Origin of the sequence: Shewanella sp. GutCb, from assembly GCF_002836135.1 — a bacterium.
Taxonomy (GTDB): domain Bacteria; phylum Pseudomonadota; class Gammaproteobacteria; order Enterobacterales; family Shewanellaceae; genus Shewanella.
On record NZ_PJBL01000021.1, the window covers coordinates 62,184 to 80,817 of the forward strand.

Below are 18,634 nucleotides of genomic sequence, written 5' to 3' on the forward strand. Positions count from 1 at the left end.
GTGATGAATGACTACACAGATGGAACTGCTGTAATCAATTTAATGAATGACGACCTTATTAAAAGAGATGATGAACATGAAAACATTTGTAAAAACGTCTTTAGCTGTTGTGACGGGACTTTCGCTATTTATTTCCGCTAACAGCATGGCAAACACAGACCTGACTAGCGACGTACAGAAAGAGTCATATAGTATCGGCGCCTCAATCGGTAAATACCTCTCTAGCCAGATTTTCGCTCAAACAGAGTTGGGTGCAGAGGTTAATGTTGAACTGGTTATTGAGGGTGTCGTGGATGCACTGAAGAATAATCCACAATTCTCAGATGAAGAGATCCTCACCTATTTAAATCAGCGCTCAGTGCAACTCAATAGTGCTAAAGAGGCGGCTGAAGAGCGAATAGCTCAACAAAATATTACAGCCGGAAGTACCTTCCTAGCCAATAACAAAAAGCTGCCCGGCGTCAGTGTGACCGATTCGGGTTTGCAATACGAAGTGATATCAGAGGGTGAAGGACGTAAACCAGGCCCTGAAGATGTGGTCACTGTTCACTATAAAGGCTACTTGGTTGATGGAACTGAATTCGACAATTCCTACGATCGTGATGAACCTAATCGTTTTGCTTTAATGAGTGTCATTGAGGGTTGGCAAGAAGGGATCCCTCTAATGACAGAAGGTTCTACCTACAAGTTTTCAATTCCATCTGAGCTTGCCTATGGTCAAAAGCAGGTCGGTATCATTCCGCCAAGTTCAACGTTGGTGTTTGAAGTTGAACTCGTCAAAGTTGAAGCCCCAGGCGAAAACTCCCACGGTATGGGACTTAGCGGCATGGGAATGGGTGGCATGATGGGAATGGACAAAGCGCACTAGTACGTTAAGTGCCTGAGTCGTTATCTAACTAAATTAGAGAGTCACTATGAGTAGTCTTGCTGTTGGCATTGGTTGTTGTCTGGTTAGTGTCATTGCGTGTGTTTGGGGCCATCACCTTCAAGCTCGTCATCTCCAACGTTCTGATCTAGCGAGCCAAGATATTTTGTCTACTGCTAAAGGAAGAGCCGTAAATGGAGCAGTGCCAACAGTAATTTCTTTAGTGATATTAATTGTACCTCTGGTGCTTTATAGCCAGTTAGGCCGTTTTTCCGAGTGGGATAAAGGAGTAATAGACGACAACATTGATTATCTGATCGCCGCAGATATCAATAAAAATGCACGTAAAGTCAACGAGCAACCTAACAACGAAATTGCATTGTTAACTTTGGCTCAATCTTATGTCGATGGCGGGCTATATGCCCAGTCTGTTGCGACGCTAAATGAACTACTTGCCTTTACTGGTGAGGATGCTCAAACCTTAGGGATGAAAGCGACTGCCATGTACTACCGTGATAGCCGCCAGATGAGCATCGATACCCGTTTAGTTTTGGCTAGAGCGTTAGCCCTTGATGAATTTGAATCCCAAGCGCAATTACTGATCGCGACGGATGCTTATCTCAATCAAGAGTATGCCAAAGCGATTGAACATTGGCAGTTGTTACTCCGTAGCGACAGCCAGAGCTTTAATAGAGCCTCAATTAACAATGCAATTTTAAGAACCGAGCAAAAAATAGCTAATCGTTCAGTGACTGCATCTGAGTAAAGTCACACCAATAGAGAATAGGTCGGCAATATAGCTGGCTAGATGGAGGATGCTGTGAGTGAAAATATAGAGAGACGGAGGTTCCTTAAATGCTTAGGAGCCAGCTCTTTGATAATAGCGCCCTTAGGGTGCAGTTCAGTCAAAGAAGAGTCAGATGCAAACAAACCCCATTACGTGATGGTGTTTGATCAAAATAAATGTACTGGGTGCGGTGAATGTAAGGACGCATGTAATGTCGCAAATAATCTACCCGATGGTAAGTCTCGCATGGTTATGGAGCAGTTATCAGGTGGTGTAGCGGGTGAAATATGTCCTCATTGCGGCAAAACAGAATGTAATTGCGAACGCAAATATGTGCGTGTTTCTTGTCAGCAATGTAAGAACGCTCCTTGTGTCACTGTTTGTCCTACGGGCGCAGCCCATAGAGATGAAAAAACGGGCATTGTGACTATGGATAAAGCCAAATGTGCAGGTTGTAAATACTGTATTGGTGCTTGTCCTTATGATGCGCGTTTTATCAATAAAGAAACCGATGTAGCGGATAACTGTGATTTCTGTTTAAACAGTAAATTGATTAAAGGTGAGCTTCCAGCTTGCGTGCAACAATGCCGTTATGATGCGTTGATTTTTGGTGATGCGAATGACCTTACCTCTTATGTGAGCAAGCTTTTAAGAGTGAAGGACTCCGTGCGGATCAAGCCTGAATTTGGCACTGAACCGAGCTTGAGATACATACCAATTGTTAAGTTAGGGGTATAGCTATGGACGGAACTATTGATTTTACCATCGGCTTATCTGAGGGCATTGCCTGGCCTTGGCCGATTGCGGTTTATCTGTTTTTTGCGGGAATTTCCGGTGGAGCGCTAGCCACTGCGATATTTATTCGTTTCTATAAAAAACAGACGACCAACACGCCTTTCTATAAAGCGGCAGCTGTAATCTCGTTTGTGACCATCAGTTTGGGCATGTTGTGTTTAGTTTTAGACTTAACTAACCCTTTGTTCTTCTGGAGGATCTTGGTTTATTACAACCTTAGTTCTGTGATGTCAATTGGTGTGATTGCTTTAACGGTTTATATCCCATTAACCGCGATTGTTGCATTACTGGCACTAGAAGAGGAGTTGCGCTCAATACCAGCACTGAAAGTGTTATTACCGATCATTGAAAAATTGAAAGGTGTGCGCAAGCCAATTGAAGTGCTGGTGTTGATATTAGCGTTATCAGTGTGTGCCTACACAGGTTTCCTTATCTCAGCCTTGATCCGTTTCCCCATCATAAATACATCGGTGTTGCCGGCGTTATTCATTGCGTCAGGGATATCAGCGGGTGCAGCATCAGCAAAAATGTTGGCAGTGTCATTCTTCAAAGAAGATCTGCATAGCCAAGACATGAAGCTACTCCATGGTGCTGAATGGCCGATTATGTTTGCTGAAGCCATGTTCATTTTTATGATTGTCACCTCGTTAATGACAGGAAACGCAGGCGCACAAAGTGCCTTTGTTGCTTTTCATTCTGGTGAGTGGGCAAACGTGTTTTGGCTCGGGGTTATAGGGATAGGCTTTGCTGGTCCGCTGTTGCTGAACTTTGCCACCAGTAAGTCGTTTAGCCATTCTGCTAAAGCATTTTATGCCTCAGGTGTTTGTGCGGTAACAGGCATGATGTGTTTACGTTTGTTCATTCTGTATGCGGGACAAAACTTTGCGATTTAATAGTCCAAAGTATATGTGACAGAGAGCGAGTAGGTCAGCCCCCAATTGCGCCGCCCCTGCAGGGCTGCAATTGGGTGTTGAACTGAAAGCTAAGTCAGTTAGAAAACAATTATTACTGGAGTTGAGGTCGTCAATGAAAAAGTTATGGGGCTTGCTGTTATTGCCTTTATTATTTGCGTGTAGTCAGGACTCCAGCGACACCGCTGTAGTCGTAGCACAAGCCATTCATGAACATGATCGTTGTCATATGTGTGGCATGATGATCAAGAAATATCCTGGGCCTAAAGGTCAGGTGCATCTAAAAGGACAGCTGATTACTCCTAAATTCTGCTCGACTCGAGACATGTTTAATTTTGCACTACAAAGCGAAAATCAACGTCAAGTGACGGACCTTTTTGTGCATGATATGGCAACAACGAATTGGGAATCGCCCGAAGATAGCGCCTTTATTGATGCTAAAACAGCATGGTATGTCTATGGTGCGAGTAAAAAAGCGGTAATGGGTCCAGCGGTTGCTAGTTTTGGTACTAAAGAAGGCGCGCTCAAATTTTCTCAGGAGTTAGGCGGCATAGTGCTGAGTTATGACCAAATTGATACCCAGTTACTTGCAGGTGAGTAACCTTAATTAGGCTTATTTCAATGTCAAAAATGGCTCATGTTATCGCCCTTATTACGATTATTGCAATCGTTGTGCTTAGCAATGCTGTGATGGCGGCAACATGGATAGTTAATAATAACTCTGAGCTACGTGAGCAGTTACTTAGTGCTAACGCTGGGGATACCATAATACTGCAAGCTGCTAGTTACACCGGTAATTTTGAGATCACTAAAGCGTTAATGTTGAAAGGGTTAGAGGGTGCTGATATTGATGCTCTAGGCCATGGCAGTGCGATAAAAGTCAGTGCCAGCGATGTAGCTATACAAGGTCTCAGCATTCGAAATTGGGGCGCCGATCTGTATGAAAATGATGCCGGTATTTGGATTGCAGAACAAACGGACAAGATAACGATTAACGGTAACCGCTTAGTGGGCGATGGGTTTGGGATCCGCGCCGACGATAGCCGAGAGTTGACTATCCGCCATAATCGAATCTCTGGTAATCCCTTGTTGCACGTTCTTGATAGAGGTGATGGCATTTATCTCAATCGCGTTGAGCAGGCCGTCATTGAATTCAATAAAATCGATCATGTCAGAGATGGCGTCTATATCGAATCGAGTAAAGGCAGTTTAGTTACCAACAACCGCTTTTATGGGCTGCAGTACGGCATTCATTACATGTATAGCGAGCAAGATGAAGCTTACGGTAATGTGAGCGAAAATGTGAACGGTGGTTACGCGATCATGAGCTCAAAATTGGTGTATTTACATCATAACAGGACACAAAATGCCACTGAGTATGGCGTGTTATTAAACATCACCAATGGTGCGCGTATTGAGTTCAATGTATTACGAAATATCCATAATCCTAATGGACAGGAAGCCTTGGGCAATCAAGGCCGAGCCATGTTCATTTACGGCGCCTTAGATAATGAGATCCGTGGGAATGAGTTTGCGATGAGTGATATAGGTATTGCGATGGCAATGGGTGGGGAGAAGAACCGTATTTATGAGAACAACTTTATTAATAACCTTATTCAAGTGAAATATGTGGGCGATGAGTTACTGCAGTGGAGCTTAGCGGGTCGCGGTAACTATTGGAGTGGCTACATGGGCTGGGATCATACTCAAGATGGCATTGGCGCGCAGAGTTATCAACCTAATGATTCAATGGACAAACTTTTTTGGCGTTATCCTGAAGCCAAATTCTTAATGAATAGCCCAGTTGTTTCCCTTCTGCGTTGGGTTGAGTCGCAACTGACCGTATTCACGGTCACTGGCATTAAAGATGATTACCCGCTAATGCAGCCGTTTCCGATCAATCATCCTGTTGAGTCAGATATGTTCGAAAGTGAGTTTGTCTATGAACAGTAATACGAGTCCAACTTATAATATCCCAGTGGTCAACGTTAAACATGTGGGGCTACGCTTTGGTGATGTTGAGGTATTACATGACATTAATTTGGATGTGTATCAAGGGCAAACGTTAGCGTTGCTCGGCCATAATGGCGCCGGTAAATCTAGCCTAATAAAGTTGATTTTAGGCTTAATTCCGCCCACTACAGGTCAGTTAACAGTACAGAGAGGACAAGCGTCACAGCAGCGAGTCAATCTGGGTTATCTGCCAGAAGATGTCAGCTTCTATGACAAGTTAACGGGCTGGGAGGTGCTTAGCTATTTTGCCGCGCTAAAAGGGGTAAAAGCCCCACGGGTTAAGCAACTTATAGCTGAGTTTGAATTAGAATACGCACAGCATCGCCCCTTAAAGACCTACTCAAAAGGAATGAAGCAACGACTTGGCGTGGCTCAGGCTATTTTGTCGCACCCTGATATCTTATTACTGGATGAACCGACCGTTGGCCTTGACCCACAAGCCTCACAGTTTTTGTATCAAAAAATAGCGTCGCTCAAGCAACAGGGCTGCGCAGTGATTGTATGTACTCATGAACTGTCAATTGTTGAGAAGCATCTCGATAGTGCTCTCTTGCTGGCAGGGGGACGTCGAGTCGGCTCTGGAACACTCGATGATCTGCGCCACGCAAGTGGCCTAAAGACCCAGATTAGGCTGCCAAATTTCACTGATAAAGTGCAGGGCGATGGTTTTTTACAGTCTTTTAGTCATGGACAAGCATTATTAGTGGCTAGCAGCGAGCGTAAGACTGTCATTGAATATTTAGTTCGACAGAAGTTTTGTACTGATTTCAGCGTCATCGAGCCAAGTTTAGAGGCTATTTACCATCACTTTATGCAACAACCCCTGAGTCCGTTGCCATCGGATATTGCCGTGGCGGCTACGTCGAAAAAAGGTTGGTTGCAGTCACTACAGTCTTTATTTAGTCCTATCTCAGGTCAGAGTTTATTATGAATAGCATATCGTTAACTTCTCCTATTCTGGTCATTGCTTACAAAGAGCTACGTGATAGTTTACGTAATCGTTGGATCTTATTTATGGGCAGTATATTTATGTTGCTGTCTTTATCCGTCACGTTTGCGGGGAGCGCGGTAACAGGGGAGTTGGCTTTACCTCCACTAGCCAATTTAATGTCGAGTCTATCCACCACTTCGGTGTTTATTATCCCCTTAGCGGCGATTTTGCTCAGTTACGACAGCTTTGTCGGTGAGCAAGAGGCTGGTACATTATTGTTGTTATTGTCATATCCTATAAGTCGTAGCCAAATTCTCATTGGTAAACTGCTGGGCCATAGCGTGGTTATGCTCATTACCACCAGTTGTGCTTTTGGTTCGACGGCAGTGCTATTGCTTGTTTTTGGTAGCCAATACTCAGTGGTCGAAGTGGTGAGTGTTTTTGGGCAATTCATCATTAGCAGTAATTTATTAGCGCTGATTTTTATCTTGTTGGGTTATATCGTTAGTTTGCGTGCTACAGAGAAGGCTAAGGCAGTCGCTGGGCTATTGTTTGTGTGGTTCATTTTGGTGTTAATTTACGATCTGCTGCTACTCACGGTATTGGTATCTGATGTGGTGTTTATGGATAAGCAGGTGCTGAATATCCTGATTGCATTGAACCCAACCGATCTCTATCGAGCGATTAATTTGGTGTCTGTTGATGCGGATAGCACGGGTACTGCGTTTGCAATGATCGGCGAGATCGATTGGGGTATGTCGGTGATGTATTCGTTAATGTTGGCCTGGATCTGTGCTTTGGTTGTTATTTCTCAAAGGATCTTTAGTCGTAAACCGTTATAAAGGGTTTCCTTTATCTAGTCTAAATGTGGCATGATGACGCAAAATTAGAGAGTGCTAAATCTGATTGTTCATAAATACTTTTCATTTTGTGAACAATGACATACCTCAATTAACTATGAACACTTAATTGAGGTTTTTGTCACAATAGCAATTTATTTCTATCACTATAATTTGTGACAATGTGCAGGTTTAATTAGCTCACTCAAATGACTAAATTTTAAGAGGTTAATCTTGCTAAGAGTTACTCCATATCTGGAGCTAGATCAGCAGGCAAAGCAACTGGTCGATCGTGCTAATAATACGACGATCAGCCTGACGTTTTCAGAATCTGCAGTTTTATATCAATTGTTGATTGCCGATAGCGTATGTGGAAAAGAGGCATTACTCGATGCCGGTTGGCCTGATCGTGTTGTTGCCGCTACCTCTTTAACACAATGCATTAGCACGCTGCGGAAAAAACTAGAAGCCTATCCAGAAGTACAACTTAAAACCGTGGCTCGCCGTGGCTATGAGTTATATGTATCGAAGCGATCGCATATTAAAATGCTGGCGGTGAATGATGCTGAATCGATAAAAACAGCGCTTATAGATGTTCCTATGTTGGTCAAAATCGGCGGGATTTTAGTTGTTTTAATACTCATTTTGTGGTGTTGGTATAACAGTGACTATCACAGCACGGTTAAGAACAGCAGTTTGTGGAATGCGGATAAAAAAATAGCATTAAACATCGGCGGCACTAAAGAGATCGTACCGATGTTTTATCAAAGTAATGTTGAGCATCTACATCAGTCAATGTGGCAAAAGCATCTAGCCCCCGAAAGTAACCATTTAACCCATATTGACGACTTCGAAGGCTATGTCGCCACAGATGGGCGTAACTACTCAATGGCGGTCTGTCCCAACGTTATTGATGGTGAATGTACTGGCCATAACTTGATGAACATCACCGCAATTGATCCTAATCCAGCAGGGCTTAATATCAGTCAATTTGCTGAGCTTACTGAGCGGCTTGAGAAAAGGATCCGTTACAACAAGATTATAATTCCTCGCAATGAAAATGAAAATGAACTCGGAGACATTACCGAGCACCACTATCATGCCGATGTCTATTTTCCTGTGGCGGGAGAGCTATTGGTACGTTCTGATCTCAGTCTGTCATTGATCTATGAGGGGGATAATAGCGGGCAATTTTATTCGGCGGCTTGTATTACTGATGAAGACTGCCTAACGACACCGATTAAGTACAAGCTGCGTGGTACGTTTAAGCAATATCAGCAACAGATTAATGGTTTAGATGTTGATGTGTTTCAAGTGAAAGTGAGTCAAAAAGAGTTTATTAAACCTGAAAGTGTTAGTCCGTCAGCAATGTATTTCTATCGAGCGATTAGGAAACACGATATTACCGATGAAGTGTTGTATTTTTATCGAGTGCATACTGATGAGAATAGTGCCGTGTGGATTTCACCGATATTGGGCAGCATTGTCGCTTGGTATAAGTATGATCAGGTAAGGATCTAAACACCAGATCTAAAGAAAAAATCTGCACAAAATAGGGCTCTCAATAATGAATATGAGTGCCCTATTAGTTTTTGATGTGATTTAAACTGGACTCAGATTAATGGGGACTGTTATTTAATAAATGCGAATGCATCACCGTATAAATGGTCTTCTTCAACCCCCATGCTACGGAACACTTCTCGCGCTGCACCGACCATATCAAACCGGCCTGCAATATAGATGTCGTAGCCATTCAAGCTCACAAAGTCAGTTTTTAGTTGCTCTAACAAGTTAGCTTGTTTGCCATTCCAGTCGCTAGGCGCCTCTTCTACCACGGGCACAAAGTGCAACCAAGGGTGTGCATCATGCCACTCACGAGCAATCGATTCATAGTACATCGCATCAATGGTGCGGCAACCCCAATATAGCGTGGTCTCAATCTCTTGTCCGAGTGCTATCTGGTGCTCAACAATACTCTTGATGTAAGAGAATCCAGTACCACCAGCAATCAGTAAACGTGGGCGCAGACTGTCATGGCGTAAATGAGCGTCGCCACCGGGTATTTCAATCTCAATTGTACTGTTATTCGCTAAGCAGTCTTTAAGGCGCTCAACCACTTGCATTGGATAGCTCTCGCTAACCGCAGCACCAATGTGAAGCTCTAAGTGTTGGCTATCAGGCGCTGAAGCGATAGAGAAAGGACGCTTGTCAGTCTCTCCCATCACGACGCAAAGGTATTGGCCAGCTTTAAAATCAAAGGCAACAGCAGACTTTAAAATAACCTGAAATACCGCATCATTAAACGGTGCGACTTTTTCAATTGTACAACTAATGGTGTTCATCTTTAATCCTTGATGAGCCTCTCTTTGGAAGCTTATTCAACATACATTTTGCGTATCGCCTAGGGGCTATACCGCGTTATAGGGTGGGGGCGTCATCTATTCCTAGATCGCTCCATATAGCATCTATTTTTTGTTTGACGGCTTCATCCATCACGATAGGTGTACCCCATTCACGATCGGTTTCACCTTGCCATTTATTGGTTGCATCCATGCCCATTTTGGAACCGAGTCCAGTCACGGGCGAAGCAAAATCGAGATAATCGATAGGCGTATTTTCTATCATTACTGTGTCACGCTTGGGATCCATTCGAGTCGTAATGGCCCAGATCACATCATTCCAATCTCGACAGTTGACGTCTTCGTCGACGACAACAATAAATTTGGTGTACATAAACTGACGTAAGAACGACCATGCACCCATCATCACACGCTTGGCATGACCCGGATATTCCTTACGGATAGAGATCACTGCCATACGGTATGAGCAACCTTCTGGTGGCAGATAGAAGTCGATGATCTCTGGGTATTGTTTGCGCAAAATAGGCACAAAAACTTCATTCAATGCTAGACCTAGCATAGCTGGCTCATCAGGTGGACGGCCGGTGTAGGTGCTGTGGTATATCGCATCTTTTCGATGGGTCATGTGGGTCACAGTAAAGACAGGGAAAGAGTCTGTCTCATTGTAGTAACCGGTATGGTCACCGTATGGACCCTCTTCAGCCATCTCATCAGGATCGATATAGCCTTCGAGAATGATTTCGCTGGTGGCGGGAACTTCTAAATCACAAGTGATAGCTTTACACACTTCAGTGCGCTCACCACGGAGCAATCCCGCAAAGGCATATTCACTCATAGTGTCTGGTACAGGGGTCACGGCTGCTAAAATGGTGACAGGGTCAGCGCCAATAGCCACGACGACGGGGTAGCGCTCACCGGGGTATTTCTCTTTGAAATCTTTAAAGTCCAATGCGCCGCCGCGATGATCAAGCCAGCGCATAATCAGTTTGTTTTTACCGAGTAATTGCTGACGATAGATCCCCAAATTTTGGCGCTTTTGGCGTGGACCTTTAGTAATTGTCAGCCCCCAACTCACCAAGGGAGCAACGTCTCCTGGCCAGCAGTGTTGGACTGGCAGTCGGGTTAGATCAACTTCATCGCCGCTTTTGACCACTTGTTGGCAAGGTGGATTACGCACTGTTTTAGGCGGCATGTTTAAGGCTTGCTTAAACATCGGGATTTTTGCGATCACATCTTTAAAGCCGCGCGGTGGCTCTGGTTCTTTTAGAAACGCGAGTAGTTCACCGACATCTCGAAGTGCGAGAGGATCTTCTTTACCTAAAGCCATAGCGACTCGTTTCGGCGTACCGAACAGATTCACTAGCACTGGCATGTCATTGCCGACAGGGTTTTCGAATAACAGAGCGGGGCCTTTTGAGCGTAGAACGCGATCGGCAATCTCTGTCATTTCCAAATGAGGGTCGACTGGATGACTAATACGCTTAAGCTCACCATTGCTCTCTAGGTGGTCTATAAAACTGCGTAAATCCTTAAAACTCATAGGGGAATTCTCATCGCTATAAAGTGTGATATGGCGCGCACTATAGCATTATTCACGTAGGCGTTAAACGCCTGTTCATCAAAGCCGAGTACGCTAAAGATCCAGTCGTTAGTTATAGGTTGGTTTTAACATTCGACACGACTTTAAATGGCATTGGTGTAAATCGTATTTGGGCGTAAAATAGGTCAATGCTTTATGTTTTGCTAATGTAATATTAGCGTAGGAGTATGGCGATGAAACAACTTTTAGTGAGGTTATTTACGGTAATACTGCTGGTGTCGAATTCTGCATGGGCTGGTAATGCGGTTTCACAGCAGCATTTACGCTTTGTCGCACCGCCACTATGGGCTGTGAGTAACGTTAGTGTGGGCGTAGGCTGGGGCAGTGGTTGGAATTCAAATTTTAATGACCCATGGCGTTGGAATGTTGGTGTATCAAATGGGTGGTATTCGTACCCATATCGTGGCCGCTATTACCGTCCCGGCTGGGGCCACTATGGTTCTCGTTGGGGTTATAATCGTAACCAATATACATCCCCTTATCGTTATCAGCAGCCTGTTTACCGTCAAGCAGAGGCTAAAGTTATATCGCCTCCAGAACGAGTGACAACCAGTGTTAGCTATGCAACGGGCTTAACGCATTTGCCGGAAAATGCCCGTGTGGTACAAAAAGATGGTCACACTGTTTATGAGTGGCAAGGGGTCGAGTACGTGTTTGACTGGAATAGTAAAACCTACAACAAGGTTGATTAACTTAGTTTGGTGTCAAACATGTATTAACAAGGTCGCACATATAAGCGCGACCTCACGCTAATGCAAATCACCAAACCACTTCAGTTATTACATTCTCAGTTTCACCAATAAGGGTCTTGACCACATTATTGTCAGCATCGAGTAATATCAATCTGGGTATACCTGTGTTGGCAAATTGGTTATAGATACTTCTATCGGTATCAGCAACGAGGGCAAAGTTGAGTTCATACTCTTGGGCAAACTTATCGAGCGCCGCGTTATTTTCCTCTCGACCAATACCAATAATATCGACATTAGGGCTCAAATAAATATCTGACGCGGTGAGGTGTTTGATGGTGCGTTGTGAATCATGGCACCAAGTGGCGAATAAAATGAGTAACTTATTATTACGCGACTCGCTCAGGTCAATGCTGTTTCCTTGAGTATCAACAAAATGGGTTACAGGCACTTTGTCACCGGCTTCCACATAGGTTAAGTATTCTGTTTTGTTTTGCTGAGCAGTGGCGTGTTCGATATTGTTTGCGCAGCCTGTTGTCGTCAATATAAACAAGCTGGTTAGGATCAGTGTTAGGGCTCTCATAGGGCATCCATTCATCTGTAAGTCGCCCTAAAGTAACAAAGCCTAACCCATTTGTATAAGGCTTCTTAAAGCTTGTTGTATGCAGCATTAGCAAAGTCGGCTGATAGTGCTTAGAGACCATAGGCAGCTAGCCTGTGAGAAAAGGACGGGGTCCCTTTACTCAATATTATAGCGAATGGAAGAAACGCTCTGGTCTTGGCAGGTAGTAATTATCGTAGTTAGCCGAAAATACCACGGTTTTTGAACGGCCAACGATTTCGGCTCTTGGCACAAAACCAATCATTCTTGAATCCGCACTATGTTCGCGATTATCTCCAAGCACCAAATAATGCCCTTCTGGTACTGTAATGGGGCCAAAACTAGATTGACGTGTAATAACACCTTGCCCCGACATCCCTGCAATTTTTACCTGATGGCTTAAGCCCAAAAGGTGCTCAACCCGAATGTCTGAATTATCCAATTTTGGCTCGGACGCGTCGCTATACTGCAGTACTTCACCATTAATCGATAACACATTGTCGCGCATTACTATTGTGTCAGTGGGAAGGCCTATTACTCGCTTGAGCAATTTCTTGTTACTGGCCTTTGAGTCAAAGATAACGATGTCGCCACGTTGCGGATCAGCAAGCTTGGCAATGGATATATGGGTAAACGGAATACGCAGATCGTAAGCCATTTTATTCACCAGTAGACGATCACCTTCGACGATGGTGGGTTTCATTGAACCTGTGGGGACACTGTTCCAGTCGGCAACTGCGCTTCTGAACACCAGCATTAGTGAAATAAACAAAATAAGTGAGCGGTTCTGTTTTAGTAGCGTTAGAAATCTTCTCATACAATAGTTCCTTTATTGATTTTGGTGCTTATTCTCCTATTTGAGACTATGTCACTCTGCAAAAATTCATATTTCAGCTAGATATAAAGGTAACCAAATATGAATTGCGAGTCTGTAGAGGGTTGTATCGATGATTTTTACGTGCCAATTTGCTGGATAATACAGCAAGAAAACCGCTATATTGCAGAAAATGCATTAAATGGTCTATTTGTTGCCCAGTTGAACAAATAGAGGCTTTACATTCTAACTCGATATCCCTATTATTCACGGCGTTCGGAGAGATGGCAGAGTGGTCGAATGCACCGGTCTTGAAAACCGGCATAGGTTTGTAGCCTATCTAGGGTTCAAATCCCTATCTCTCCGCCACATTAAGATGAAGGGCTACCAGAAATGGTAGCCCTTTTTCGTATGGGAAAAGAAAGATAATGATAGTTAGAGTCAGCTTAGGGTTTGTAGCGCAGTCACGTAGGGTTCAAATCCTTATCTCTCCGCCACATTAAGATGAAGGGCTACCAGAAATGGTAGCCCTTTTTCGTATGCGAAAAGAAAGATAATGATAGTTAGAGCCAGCTTAGGGTTTGTAGCGCAGTCACGTAGGGTTCAAATCCTTATCTCTCCGCCACATTAAGATGAAGGGCTACCAGAAATGGTAGCCCTTTTTCGTATGGGAAAATAAGAATCCTAAGGTTCCTCTTGATTAGAACCAGCTATCTCTCTACCATATTAAGACGAAGCCCTTAGCTGAAATGCTAAGGGCTTTTTGCTTTTCTGCTATTTGTGTTTAAACATGGCCGAATTGAACCCTAAGGGTTCCTATTGTTTAAAGCCAGCTATCTCTGCGCCACATTAAGATAACGCTATTTAATCGCTCTGGTGTAAGGCGATAGCCACTACTTCAATGCAAAATAGATATCGGTAATCAGCTCGTTTTCAGGGACTGCTGGAAACAAGTTCATATATTGGAAGAACAGCGGAAAATCTCTTAATTGCTCTCCACTTGTAGGTAACCAATCGCGGTAGAATTGATAGATTTTTTCATCCATCTGCTGATGCGATCCTAAATGTCTTATTTTGGCAAAGCGGCCGCCGGGAATCATTTTGGCGATCACGCCGTAATCATTGGCCTGTAACTCTTGGGTGAGGGAGCCACAAATGTCAAAGTGAAACTGCTCGGCAGGTACAGTGTTGGGGTCGTTATACGGCACGCCTATCGATTGGCTGCTGGCCACTGGAGAGTCGGTTGTGGCTTTGCGCCACTCAATAAACTTTTGGAGTGAGTCGTTGAGTGTTTGCGGCGCGCCGTGGTGTTCCAATACAGCAACTTGTGTCTCTTCTCTATGGGTTAATTCTATATTCACAGTATCATTCCTCGTTAGGTTCATTTTCTCATATTCGTCACTCCACAGCTGCCAATTCGGTGTGAGTCGAAACTGAGATGGAGTTTGTATAAATGCCTTTTTAAACGCACGAGAGAAGGATTCTGAGTTTTCAAAGCCAGCATCAAGCGCGATATCCGTTATCCGCTCATTAGCATGAAATACTAATCGATATGAGGCTCTTTTAAGACGCATCATCAAGATGTATCTCCCAACGTTGATCCCGGTAAAAACCTGAAACTGTCGATGAAAATGATATTTCGAAAAATGAACCACCTGACTCAACTGTTGCACATTTAGGTCGTCGTCTAAATGCAGGGCAATATAATCGCAAATCGCGACAATTTTGGCTGAATAGTGTTGGCTTGTCTGCTGGCTCATTTCAATCTCTCCTCAAGTGCGAAGCTATTATTACAGTGAACCACAGACGTTACCTGACCGAAATTGCTGACTAGTTTATTAATCGTTAAAATCCGCGTCGCTTCCAGAATGCACCTATTTTGTCACCCTCTTCATTGAGGTGTACTTTAAAGGTTTTCTCGGCAATGACTTTGCCTTTGAGCTCAAGTGTCATGCGCCATTTGCCGACTTTATTGTGTTCTGGTGCCCAGATGGTGTCGCCAATGTAGAACTTCCAGTCATTAGACTTTATGTAAACTTCACCGTCAAAGGGGGGCCGAATATCGCCGTTGGCATCGGGAATGTCGGGATGGTATATGCAGTAGCGTAATACTTGGTTCTTGGCTTTTTTTATCTGCGCGACAAAACCAAACTCAATGTCGACTTCAGCGGGCACGTGTATCGTTGCTTTCGTCAATTTAGGCAAGTCATCACTGTCTTCGTCCCATTGGGTGAAAATACCGCTACGAATGATATTGACATCAGGTTTGAGTTTAGACATGAGTGGCAAGTCTTCATGTAAGAGTTTAAGAGGTAATAAGGATACCCAAAATAGCGCCAACTTTCATGTTACGCAGCTAATAGGATTAAACGTGAATATTTCTGTACAGCATAAAATGCTGTTCGAGTGGACATTTTTAGCAGGCAAGGTAATCTGATGTGGACTTATGTATCGAACATTAGCATTTTTATAATCATCAATTTGATAGCTAGGTAGTGTTGATGCTATGGATTGAAACTGCATAAGCCGCTTACTTACTTCTCAATTCAATTAGGATGAAGTCAACTTTATGAATCTTGCTACTCTATTTTACGTCTACGACCCTATGTGCAGCTGGTGTTGGGGTTATAAACCAACATGGTCACTGTTAGAAAACCAACTAAAACAACAATTCCCAGACCTCGCTATTGAGTATCGTTTAGGCGGGCTAGCAGCCGATACCGACGAGCCGATGCCGCAAGATATGCAGGTCTTTTTACAGCAGACATGGCAGCGTATTTCAGTGCAGTTAGGCACTCAATTTAACTTTGATTTTTGGACTGAGTGTCAGCCAAAAAGAGCCACCTATCCAGCGTGTCGTGCAATATTGTTGGCGCGGGATGCAGGGCTAGAAGCCGAGTTTTATCTTGCGGTGCAGCAGGCGTATTATCTTGAAGCGAAGAACCCTTCAGATGATACAACATTGGTTGATATCGCCAGCAAGTTAGCAATGGATCGTGAGGCTTTTGCTAAAGCGCTCAATAGTGATTTAACCAAAAGTCGATTGCAGCAAGAGATAAGTCAAACAAGACGGTTACCCATTCAGGGCTTTCCCTCTTTGGTGCTGGCGCTAAATGGCGACTTAATATTAATTGAGTTGGATTATAAAAATGCACCAACCAGCTTTAACCAAATTGCACTGCTGATGAAAGAGGCCAAACTCGAAGTCTAGTGGCTAGGGCTACTCTACACAGTTAACGTGGTGCTCATTGTTGACGGTTAAGGCGAGTACTTTCATATATTGGTTGTGGGTAACATAACCGCAGCGGCCGTTAATTTGTTCACCAGAAGACAGCCGGATGCGATAGATATATTCACCATCCACTTGTTCGGTGCTGTGGTGAATACGCATGCTTTTAGACGGATCGATATTATCGAATACCAGATTATTGTTGGGGAGACTGACTTCAACGCGGGTCAGTAGTTGCCCGGACTGGTTGTTGATCTCAACGCTAGGCATAATGAAAAAATAAGCGTGGTAGCCTATAAATAAACACAGTGCGGTAAATAGGGTGAATATAAGGCAACTTCGCATCAATACTCCTAAGTGGACGTTGAGTGATGTAAATCAATTTTTATAAGTATAGAAAACGATTCCATTATTTTTATTTCACGCTTTAATTCGTGTATCACTATTATCCGCGGTTAATGGTGATATCAGAGATATAGCCATGTTCTGTTGCCGTCAGGGCTTGCTTTAACATCAGAGCGGCTTCTTCTGCGCTCATAAAGTGACTGGTATTAAGGGATTTACCACTGGTATCCCAAAATGATGTTGCCATCCCCCCTGGATATACCGCAATCAGTTTCATCGGATGGCTCTTTAACTCTAGTCGAACCGACTCAACTAAACCTCGCACCGCCCATTTTACGGCGCAATAAGTGGACTCTTCAGCCTTAGCCATTTGTGCGGCCGTTGACATCACAATCACCACCGTGACAGGCTTATCTTTATAACGTTTTACGGCCTCGCGCAGGAGCATTATTGCCGAGGTGACATTGTTGCTGATCAAGGCATTTATCGCCGCTGCGGATTGCTCTTCTAAACGACCAAAATAGCCACTCCCCGCACTGTGAATGATGACAGAGGGCGTTTGTGGCAATGAATCAAATAAGCTGATGACAGAGTGCTCATTACTGAGATCGCAGCTGTGAGGGGTGACATTGGCACCCAAGTTTGCCGCGAGAGTGTTTAAACGTTCTGCATTACGACCGCTGATGCAAACTGCGGATTCTTGACTATATAGTGTCGCCAACGCTGCGCCTAAACCTGAGCTTGCACCTGTGATCAATACCATCGCGGTCTATTTCCTTTGATTCTGTCTATACACAACGACCTGAATATGCTCGTTGCAGAGGTGTTGCGCCAGCGTAATTGTAGGCGTATTTAGGTAGAATTACTCTATTACTAGCAGTGGTTGTTCAAAGTCTATTTGCTCACCATCTTCGATTAATATAGCGGTGATGGTGCCACTTTTATCCGCCGCAATACGATTCATCATCGTCATGGCTTCAATGATACAAACAATGTCGCCTTGCTTTACCTGTTGCCCTAGAAAGCATAATGGCTTGTCAGTATTTTTATCCGTCAGATAGAGGGTGCCAACCATGGGTGATAGCAGTTTATGGCTGTCTAAATCATCATAGTGTTTGCTCGCGCCAGTATTGGAACTTGGCTCTGCCGTCGGCGCGGCCACACTGCTTGCGGGGACTAGAAATGTTTGTACGCCAGCTTGAATAGGCAGCGGACTGTGACGGCAAATACGCACCGACTCTTCACCTTCTTTGATCTCTAGTTCGGCAATATCCGACTCTTGAACTAACTCAATCAGCTTTTTTATCTTACGAATATCCATATTGGGCCAGTGACCTTATTTTTGTTTTGATGTGTTCAGCTGAGCGATCGCCGATTGCAGTGCAAATTGATAACCCTGAGCGCCTAAACCGCAAATAACCCCCACGGCTTTATCGGAGAAATAGGAGTGGTGGCGGAAAGGTTCGCGACTATGGACGTTAGATAGATGCACTTCGATGAAGGGGATTGCGACGCCTAAAAGTGCATCGCGCAGCGCAACACTGGTATGGGTGAAAGCCGCGGGATTGATAATGACAAAATCGGCATCGGTATTATGTATCGCCTCAATTAATAGGTGCTCGGCGTTAGATTGAATATGATCTAACAGCACGTTGGCATCAGCAGCTTGCTGTTTTAGGCCATTAACAATGTGCTCAAGGGTATGATGTCCATAATGCCCGGGCTCTCTGCGTCCGAGTAAATTCAGATTAGGACCATTGACGAGTAATATTTTGGCTTGGCTGCTCATAAAAAATCCCCTTGGATAAACCGTATTAAAGTACGCTAGTGATTGATTTAAAATCAATCACTAGGT

At 44.0% G+C, this 18,634-nt stretch carries 22 protein-coding genes and 1 tRNA gene; 13 read left to right on the plus strand and 10 right to left on the minus strand.

Annotated elements, in window-relative coordinates; translation table 11 throughout:
* Positions 1 to 76 precede the first annotated feature (76 nt).
* The 9 genes from CXF86_RS12845 to CXF86_RS12885 all read left to right on the plus strand — a co-directional run bounded on the left by CXF86_RS12845 (position 77) and on the right by CXF86_RS12885 (position 8,662).
* Positions 77 to 868: an FKBP-type peptidyl-prolyl cis-trans isomerase gene (locus tag CXF86_RS12845; protein WP_101090380.1), complete on the plus strand. Its 792-nt coding sequence runs from the start codon at positions 77 to 79 to the stop codon at positions 866 to 868.
* Positions 869 to 914: 46 nt separating this feature from the next.
* Complete coding sequence (locus CXF86_RS12850) at positions 915 to 1,631, plus strand: nitrite reductase (protein ID WP_102039157.1); 717 nt, start codon at positions 915 to 917, stop codon at positions 1,629 to 1,631.
* A 54-nt stretch (positions 1,632 to 1,685) separates the two neighbouring features.
* On the plus strand, positions 1,686 to 2,390 hold the full coding sequence (locus CXF86_RS12855) for a 4Fe-4S dicluster domain-containing protein (RefSeq protein ID WP_102039186.1): 705 nt from the start codon (positions 1,686 to 1,688) through the stop codon (positions 2,388 to 2,390).
* A 2-nt stretch (positions 2,391 to 2,392) separates the two neighbouring features.
* Positions 2,393 to 3,340 carry an NrfD/PsrC family molybdoenzyme membrane anchor subunit gene (gene nrfD, locus CXF86_RS12860; protein WP_102039158.1) on the plus strand — a complete coding sequence of 316 codons (948 nt, stop codon included), beginning with the start codon at positions 2,393 to 2,395 and terminating at the stop codon, positions 3,338 to 3,340.
* Between the two features lie 133 nt (positions 3,341 to 3,473).
* On the plus strand, positions 3,474 to 3,959 hold the full coding sequence (locus CXF86_RS12865) for a nitrous oxide reductase accessory protein NosL (protein ID WP_102039159.1): 486 nt from the start codon (positions 3,474 to 3,476) through the stop codon (positions 3,957 to 3,959).
* A gap of 20 nt (positions 3,960 to 3,979) precedes the next feature.
* Positions 3,980 to 5,311 (plus strand): nitrous oxide reductase family maturation protein NosD, encoded by a 1,332-nt coding sequence (gene nosD / locus CXF86_RS12870; protein ID WP_102039160.1) that lies wholly within the window; start codon positions 3,980 to 3,982, stop codon positions 5,309 to 5,311.
* A complete protein-coding gene (locus tag CXF86_RS12875; protein WP_102039161.1) occupies positions 5,301 to 6,302 on the plus strand; it encodes an ABC transporter ATP-binding protein in 1,002 nt (333 codons plus the stop codon). Before nosD ends, CXF86_RS12875 begins: the two co-directional genes overlap by 11 nt.
* Positions 6,299 to 7,144, plus strand: a complete 846-nt coding sequence (locus tag CXF86_RS12880; protein WP_102039162.1) for an ABC transporter permease — start codon at positions 6,299 to 6,301, stop codon at positions 7,142 to 7,144. The genes CXF86_RS12875 and CXF86_RS12880 overlap by 4 nt, the downstream gene beginning before the upstream one ends.
* A gap of 231 nt (positions 7,145 to 7,375) precedes the next feature.
* A complete protein-coding gene (locus tag CXF86_RS12885; protein WP_101090310.1) occupies positions 7,376 to 8,662 on the plus strand; it encodes a winged helix-turn-helix domain-containing protein in 1,287 nt (428 codons plus the stop codon).
* Positions 8,663 to 8,772: 110 nt separating this feature from the next.
* On the opposite strand, the gene fre is transcribed toward CXF86_RS12885, so the two are convergent.
* Together fre and ubiD are read right to left on the minus strand one after the other, a co-directional pair.
* A complete protein-coding gene (gene fre / locus CXF86_RS12890) occupies positions 8,773 to 9,483 on the minus strand; it encodes an NAD(P)H-flavin reductase (protein ID WP_101090309.1) in 711 nt (236 codons plus the stop codon).
* Positions 9,484 to 9,559: 76 nt separating this feature from the next.
* The gene (gene ubiD, locus CXF86_RS12895) at positions 9,560 to 11,041 is read right to left on the minus strand and encodes a 4-hydroxy-3-polyprenylbenzoate decarboxylase (protein WP_101090308.1); all 1,482 of its coding nucleotides are present in this window, start codon (positions 11,039 to 11,041) and stop codon (positions 9,560 to 9,562) included.
* A 233-nt stretch (positions 11,042 to 11,274) separates the two neighbouring features.
* Here ubiD and CXF86_RS12900 point away from each other — a divergent pair, with 233 nt between their 5' ends.
* A complete protein-coding gene (locus tag CXF86_RS12900) occupies positions 11,275 to 11,793 on the plus strand; it encodes a hypothetical protein (RefSeq protein WP_102039163.1) in 519 nt (172 codons plus the stop codon).
* A 67-nt stretch (positions 11,794 to 11,860) separates the two neighbouring features.
* Here CXF86_RS12900 and CXF86_RS12905 read toward each other — a convergent pair whose 3' ends face one another.
* Positions 11,861 to 12,373, minus strand: a complete 513-nt coding sequence (locus CXF86_RS12905) for a TlpA family protein disulfide reductase (RefSeq protein ID WP_102039164.1) — start codon at positions 12,371 to 12,373, stop codon at positions 11,861 to 11,863.
* A gap of 166 nt (positions 12,374 to 12,539) precedes the next feature.
* Positions 12,540 to 13,208, minus strand: a complete 669-nt coding sequence (gene lepB / locus CXF86_RS12910) for a signal peptidase I (RefSeq protein WP_102039165.1) — start codon at positions 13,206 to 13,208, stop codon at positions 12,540 to 12,542.
* A gap of 99 nt (positions 13,209 to 13,307) precedes the next feature.
* Here lepB and CXF86_RS23075 point away from each other — a divergent pair, with 99 nt between their 5' ends.
* Positions 13,308 to 13,439: a hypothetical protein gene (locus CXF86_RS23075; protein ID WP_257982779.1), complete on the plus strand. Its 132-nt coding sequence runs from the start codon at positions 13,308 to 13,310 to the stop codon at positions 13,437 to 13,439.
* A gap of 44 nt (positions 13,440 to 13,483) precedes the next feature.
* Positions 13,484 to 13,574 (plus strand) — tRNA-Ser (locus CXF86_RS12915).
* Positions 13,575 to 14,098: 524 nt separating this feature from the next.
* Here CXF86_RS12915 and CXF86_RS12920 read toward each other — a convergent pair.
* Together CXF86_RS12920 and CXF86_RS12925 are read right to left on the minus strand one after the other, a co-directional pair.
* Positions 14,099 to 14,965 carry an AraC family transcriptional regulator gene (locus CXF86_RS12920; protein ID WP_101090304.1) on the minus strand — a complete coding sequence of 289 codons (867 nt, stop codon included), beginning with the start codon at positions 14,963 to 14,965 and terminating at the stop codon, positions 14,099 to 14,101.
* An 85-nt stretch (positions 14,966 to 15,050) separates the two neighbouring features.
* A complete protein-coding gene (locus tag CXF86_RS12925) occupies positions 15,051 to 15,485 on the minus strand; it encodes a DUF3859 domain-containing protein (RefSeq protein WP_101090303.1) in 435 nt (144 codons plus the stop codon).
* 289 nt (positions 15,486 to 15,774) lie between these two features.
* Here CXF86_RS12925 and CXF86_RS12930 point away from each other — a divergent pair, with 289 nt between their 5' ends.
* On the plus strand, positions 15,775 to 16,416 hold the full coding sequence (locus tag CXF86_RS12930; RefSeq protein ID WP_101090302.1) for a DsbA family protein: 642 nt from the start codon (positions 15,775 to 15,777) through the stop codon (positions 16,414 to 16,416).
* A gap of 9 nt (positions 16,417 to 16,425) precedes the next feature.
* Here CXF86_RS12930 and CXF86_RS12935 read toward each other — a convergent pair whose 3' ends face one another.
* The 4 genes from CXF86_RS12935 to aroQ all read right to left on the minus strand — a co-directional run bounded on the left by CXF86_RS12935 (position 16,426) and on the right by aroQ (position 18,568).
* Positions 16,426 to 16,779, minus strand: a complete 354-nt coding sequence (locus CXF86_RS12935) for a hypothetical protein (RefSeq protein ID WP_102039166.1) — start codon at positions 16,777 to 16,779, stop codon at positions 16,426 to 16,428.
* Positions 16,780 to 16,879: 100 nt separating this feature from the next.
* Complete coding sequence (locus tag CXF86_RS12940) at positions 16,880 to 17,542, minus strand: SDR family NAD(P)-dependent oxidoreductase (RefSeq protein ID WP_101090300.1); 663 nt, start codon at positions 17,540 to 17,542, stop codon at positions 16,880 to 16,882.
* Between the two features lie 99 nt (positions 17,543 to 17,641).
* Positions 17,642 to 18,100 carry an acetyl-CoA carboxylase biotin carboxyl carrier protein gene (gene accB / locus CXF86_RS12945; protein ID WP_101090299.1) on the minus strand — a complete coding sequence of 153 codons (459 nt, stop codon included), beginning with the start codon at positions 18,098 to 18,100 and terminating at the stop codon, positions 17,642 to 17,644.
* A 15-nt stretch (positions 18,101 to 18,115) separates the two neighbouring features.
* Positions 18,116 to 18,568: a type II 3-dehydroquinate dehydratase gene (gene aroQ / locus CXF86_RS12950; RefSeq protein ID WP_102039167.1), complete on the minus strand. Its 453-nt coding sequence runs from the start codon at positions 18,566 to 18,568 to the stop codon at positions 18,116 to 18,118.
* Positions 18,569 to 18,634 lie beyond the last annotated feature (66 nt).

Bases quoted from the DNA above. Each gene is read 5' to 3' on its own strand.
- fre (WP_101090309.1), bottom strand. From the start codon at position 9,483: ATGAACACCATTAGTTGTACAATTGAAAAAGTCGCACCGTTTAATGAT.
- CXF86_RS12875 (WP_102039161.1), top strand. From the start codon at position 5,301: ATGAACAGTAATACGAGTCCAACTTATAATATCCCAGTGGTCAACGTT.
- aroQ (WP_102039167.1), bottom strand. From the start codon at position 18,568: ATGAGCAGCCAAGCCAAAATATTACTCGTCAATGGTCCTAATCTGAAT.
- CXF86_RS12930 (WP_101090302.1), top strand. From the start codon at position 15,775: ATGAATCTTGCTACTCTATTTTACGTCTACGACCCTATGTGCAGCTGG.
- CXF86_RS12845 (WP_101090380.1), top strand. From the start codon at position 77: ATGAAAACATTTGTAAAAACGTCTTTAGCTGTTGTGACGGGACTTTCG.
- lepB (WP_102039165.1), bottom strand. From the start codon at position 13,208: ATGAGAAGATTTCTAACGCTACTAAAACAGAACCGCTCACTTATTTTG.
- CXF86_RS12940 (WP_101090300.1), bottom strand. From the start codon at position 17,542: ATGGTATTGATCACAGGTGCAAGCTCAGGTTTAGGCGCAGCGTTGGCG.
- CXF86_RS12850 (WP_102039157.1), top strand. From the start codon at position 915: ATGAGTAGTCTTGCTGTTGGCATTGGTTGTTGTCTGGTTAGTGTCATT.
- CXF86_RS12880 (WP_102039162.1), top strand. From the start codon at position 6,299: ATGAATAGCATATCGTTAACTTCTCCTATTCTGGTCATTGCTTACAAA.
- CXF86_RS12935 (WP_102039166.1), bottom strand. From the start codon at position 16,779: ATGCGAAGTTGCCTTATATTCACCCTATTTACCGCACTGTGTTTATTT.
- CXF86_RS12920 (WP_101090304.1), bottom strand. From the start codon at position 14,965: ATGAGCCAGCAGACAAGCCAACACTATTCAGCCAAAATTGTCGCGATT.
- ubiD (WP_101090308.1), bottom strand. From the start codon at position 11,041: ATGAGTTTTAAGGATTTACGCAGTTTTATAGACCACCTAGAGAGCAAT.
- CXF86_RS12865 (WP_102039159.1), top strand. From the start codon at position 3,474: ATGAAAAAGTTATGGGGCTTGCTGTTATTGCCTTTATTATTTGCGTGT.
- CXF86_RS12900 (WP_102039163.1), top strand. From the start codon at position 11,275: ATGAAACAACTTTTAGTGAGGTTATTTACGGTAATACTGCTGGTGTCG.
- accB (WP_101090299.1), bottom strand. From the start codon at position 18,100: ATGGATATTCGTAAGATAAAAAAGCTGATTGAGTTAGTTCAAGAGTCG.
- CXF86_RS12905 (WP_102039164.1), bottom strand. From the start codon at position 12,373: ATGAGAGCCCTAACACTGATCCTAACCAGCTTGTTTATATTGACGACA.
- CXF86_RS12925 (WP_101090303.1), bottom strand. From the start codon at position 15,485: ATGTCTAAACTCAAACCTGATGTCAATATCATTCGTAGCGGTATTTTC.
- nosD (WP_102039160.1), top strand. From the start codon at position 3,980: ATGTCAAAAATGGCTCATGTTATCGCCCTTATTACGATTATTGCAATC.
- nrfD (WP_102039158.1), top strand. From the start codon at position 2,393: ATGGACGGAACTATTGATTTTACCATCGGCTTATCTGAGGGCATTGCC.
- CXF86_RS23075 (WP_257982779.1), top strand. From the start codon at position 13,308: ATGAATTGCGAGTCTGTAGAGGGTTGTATCGATGATTTTTACGTGCCA.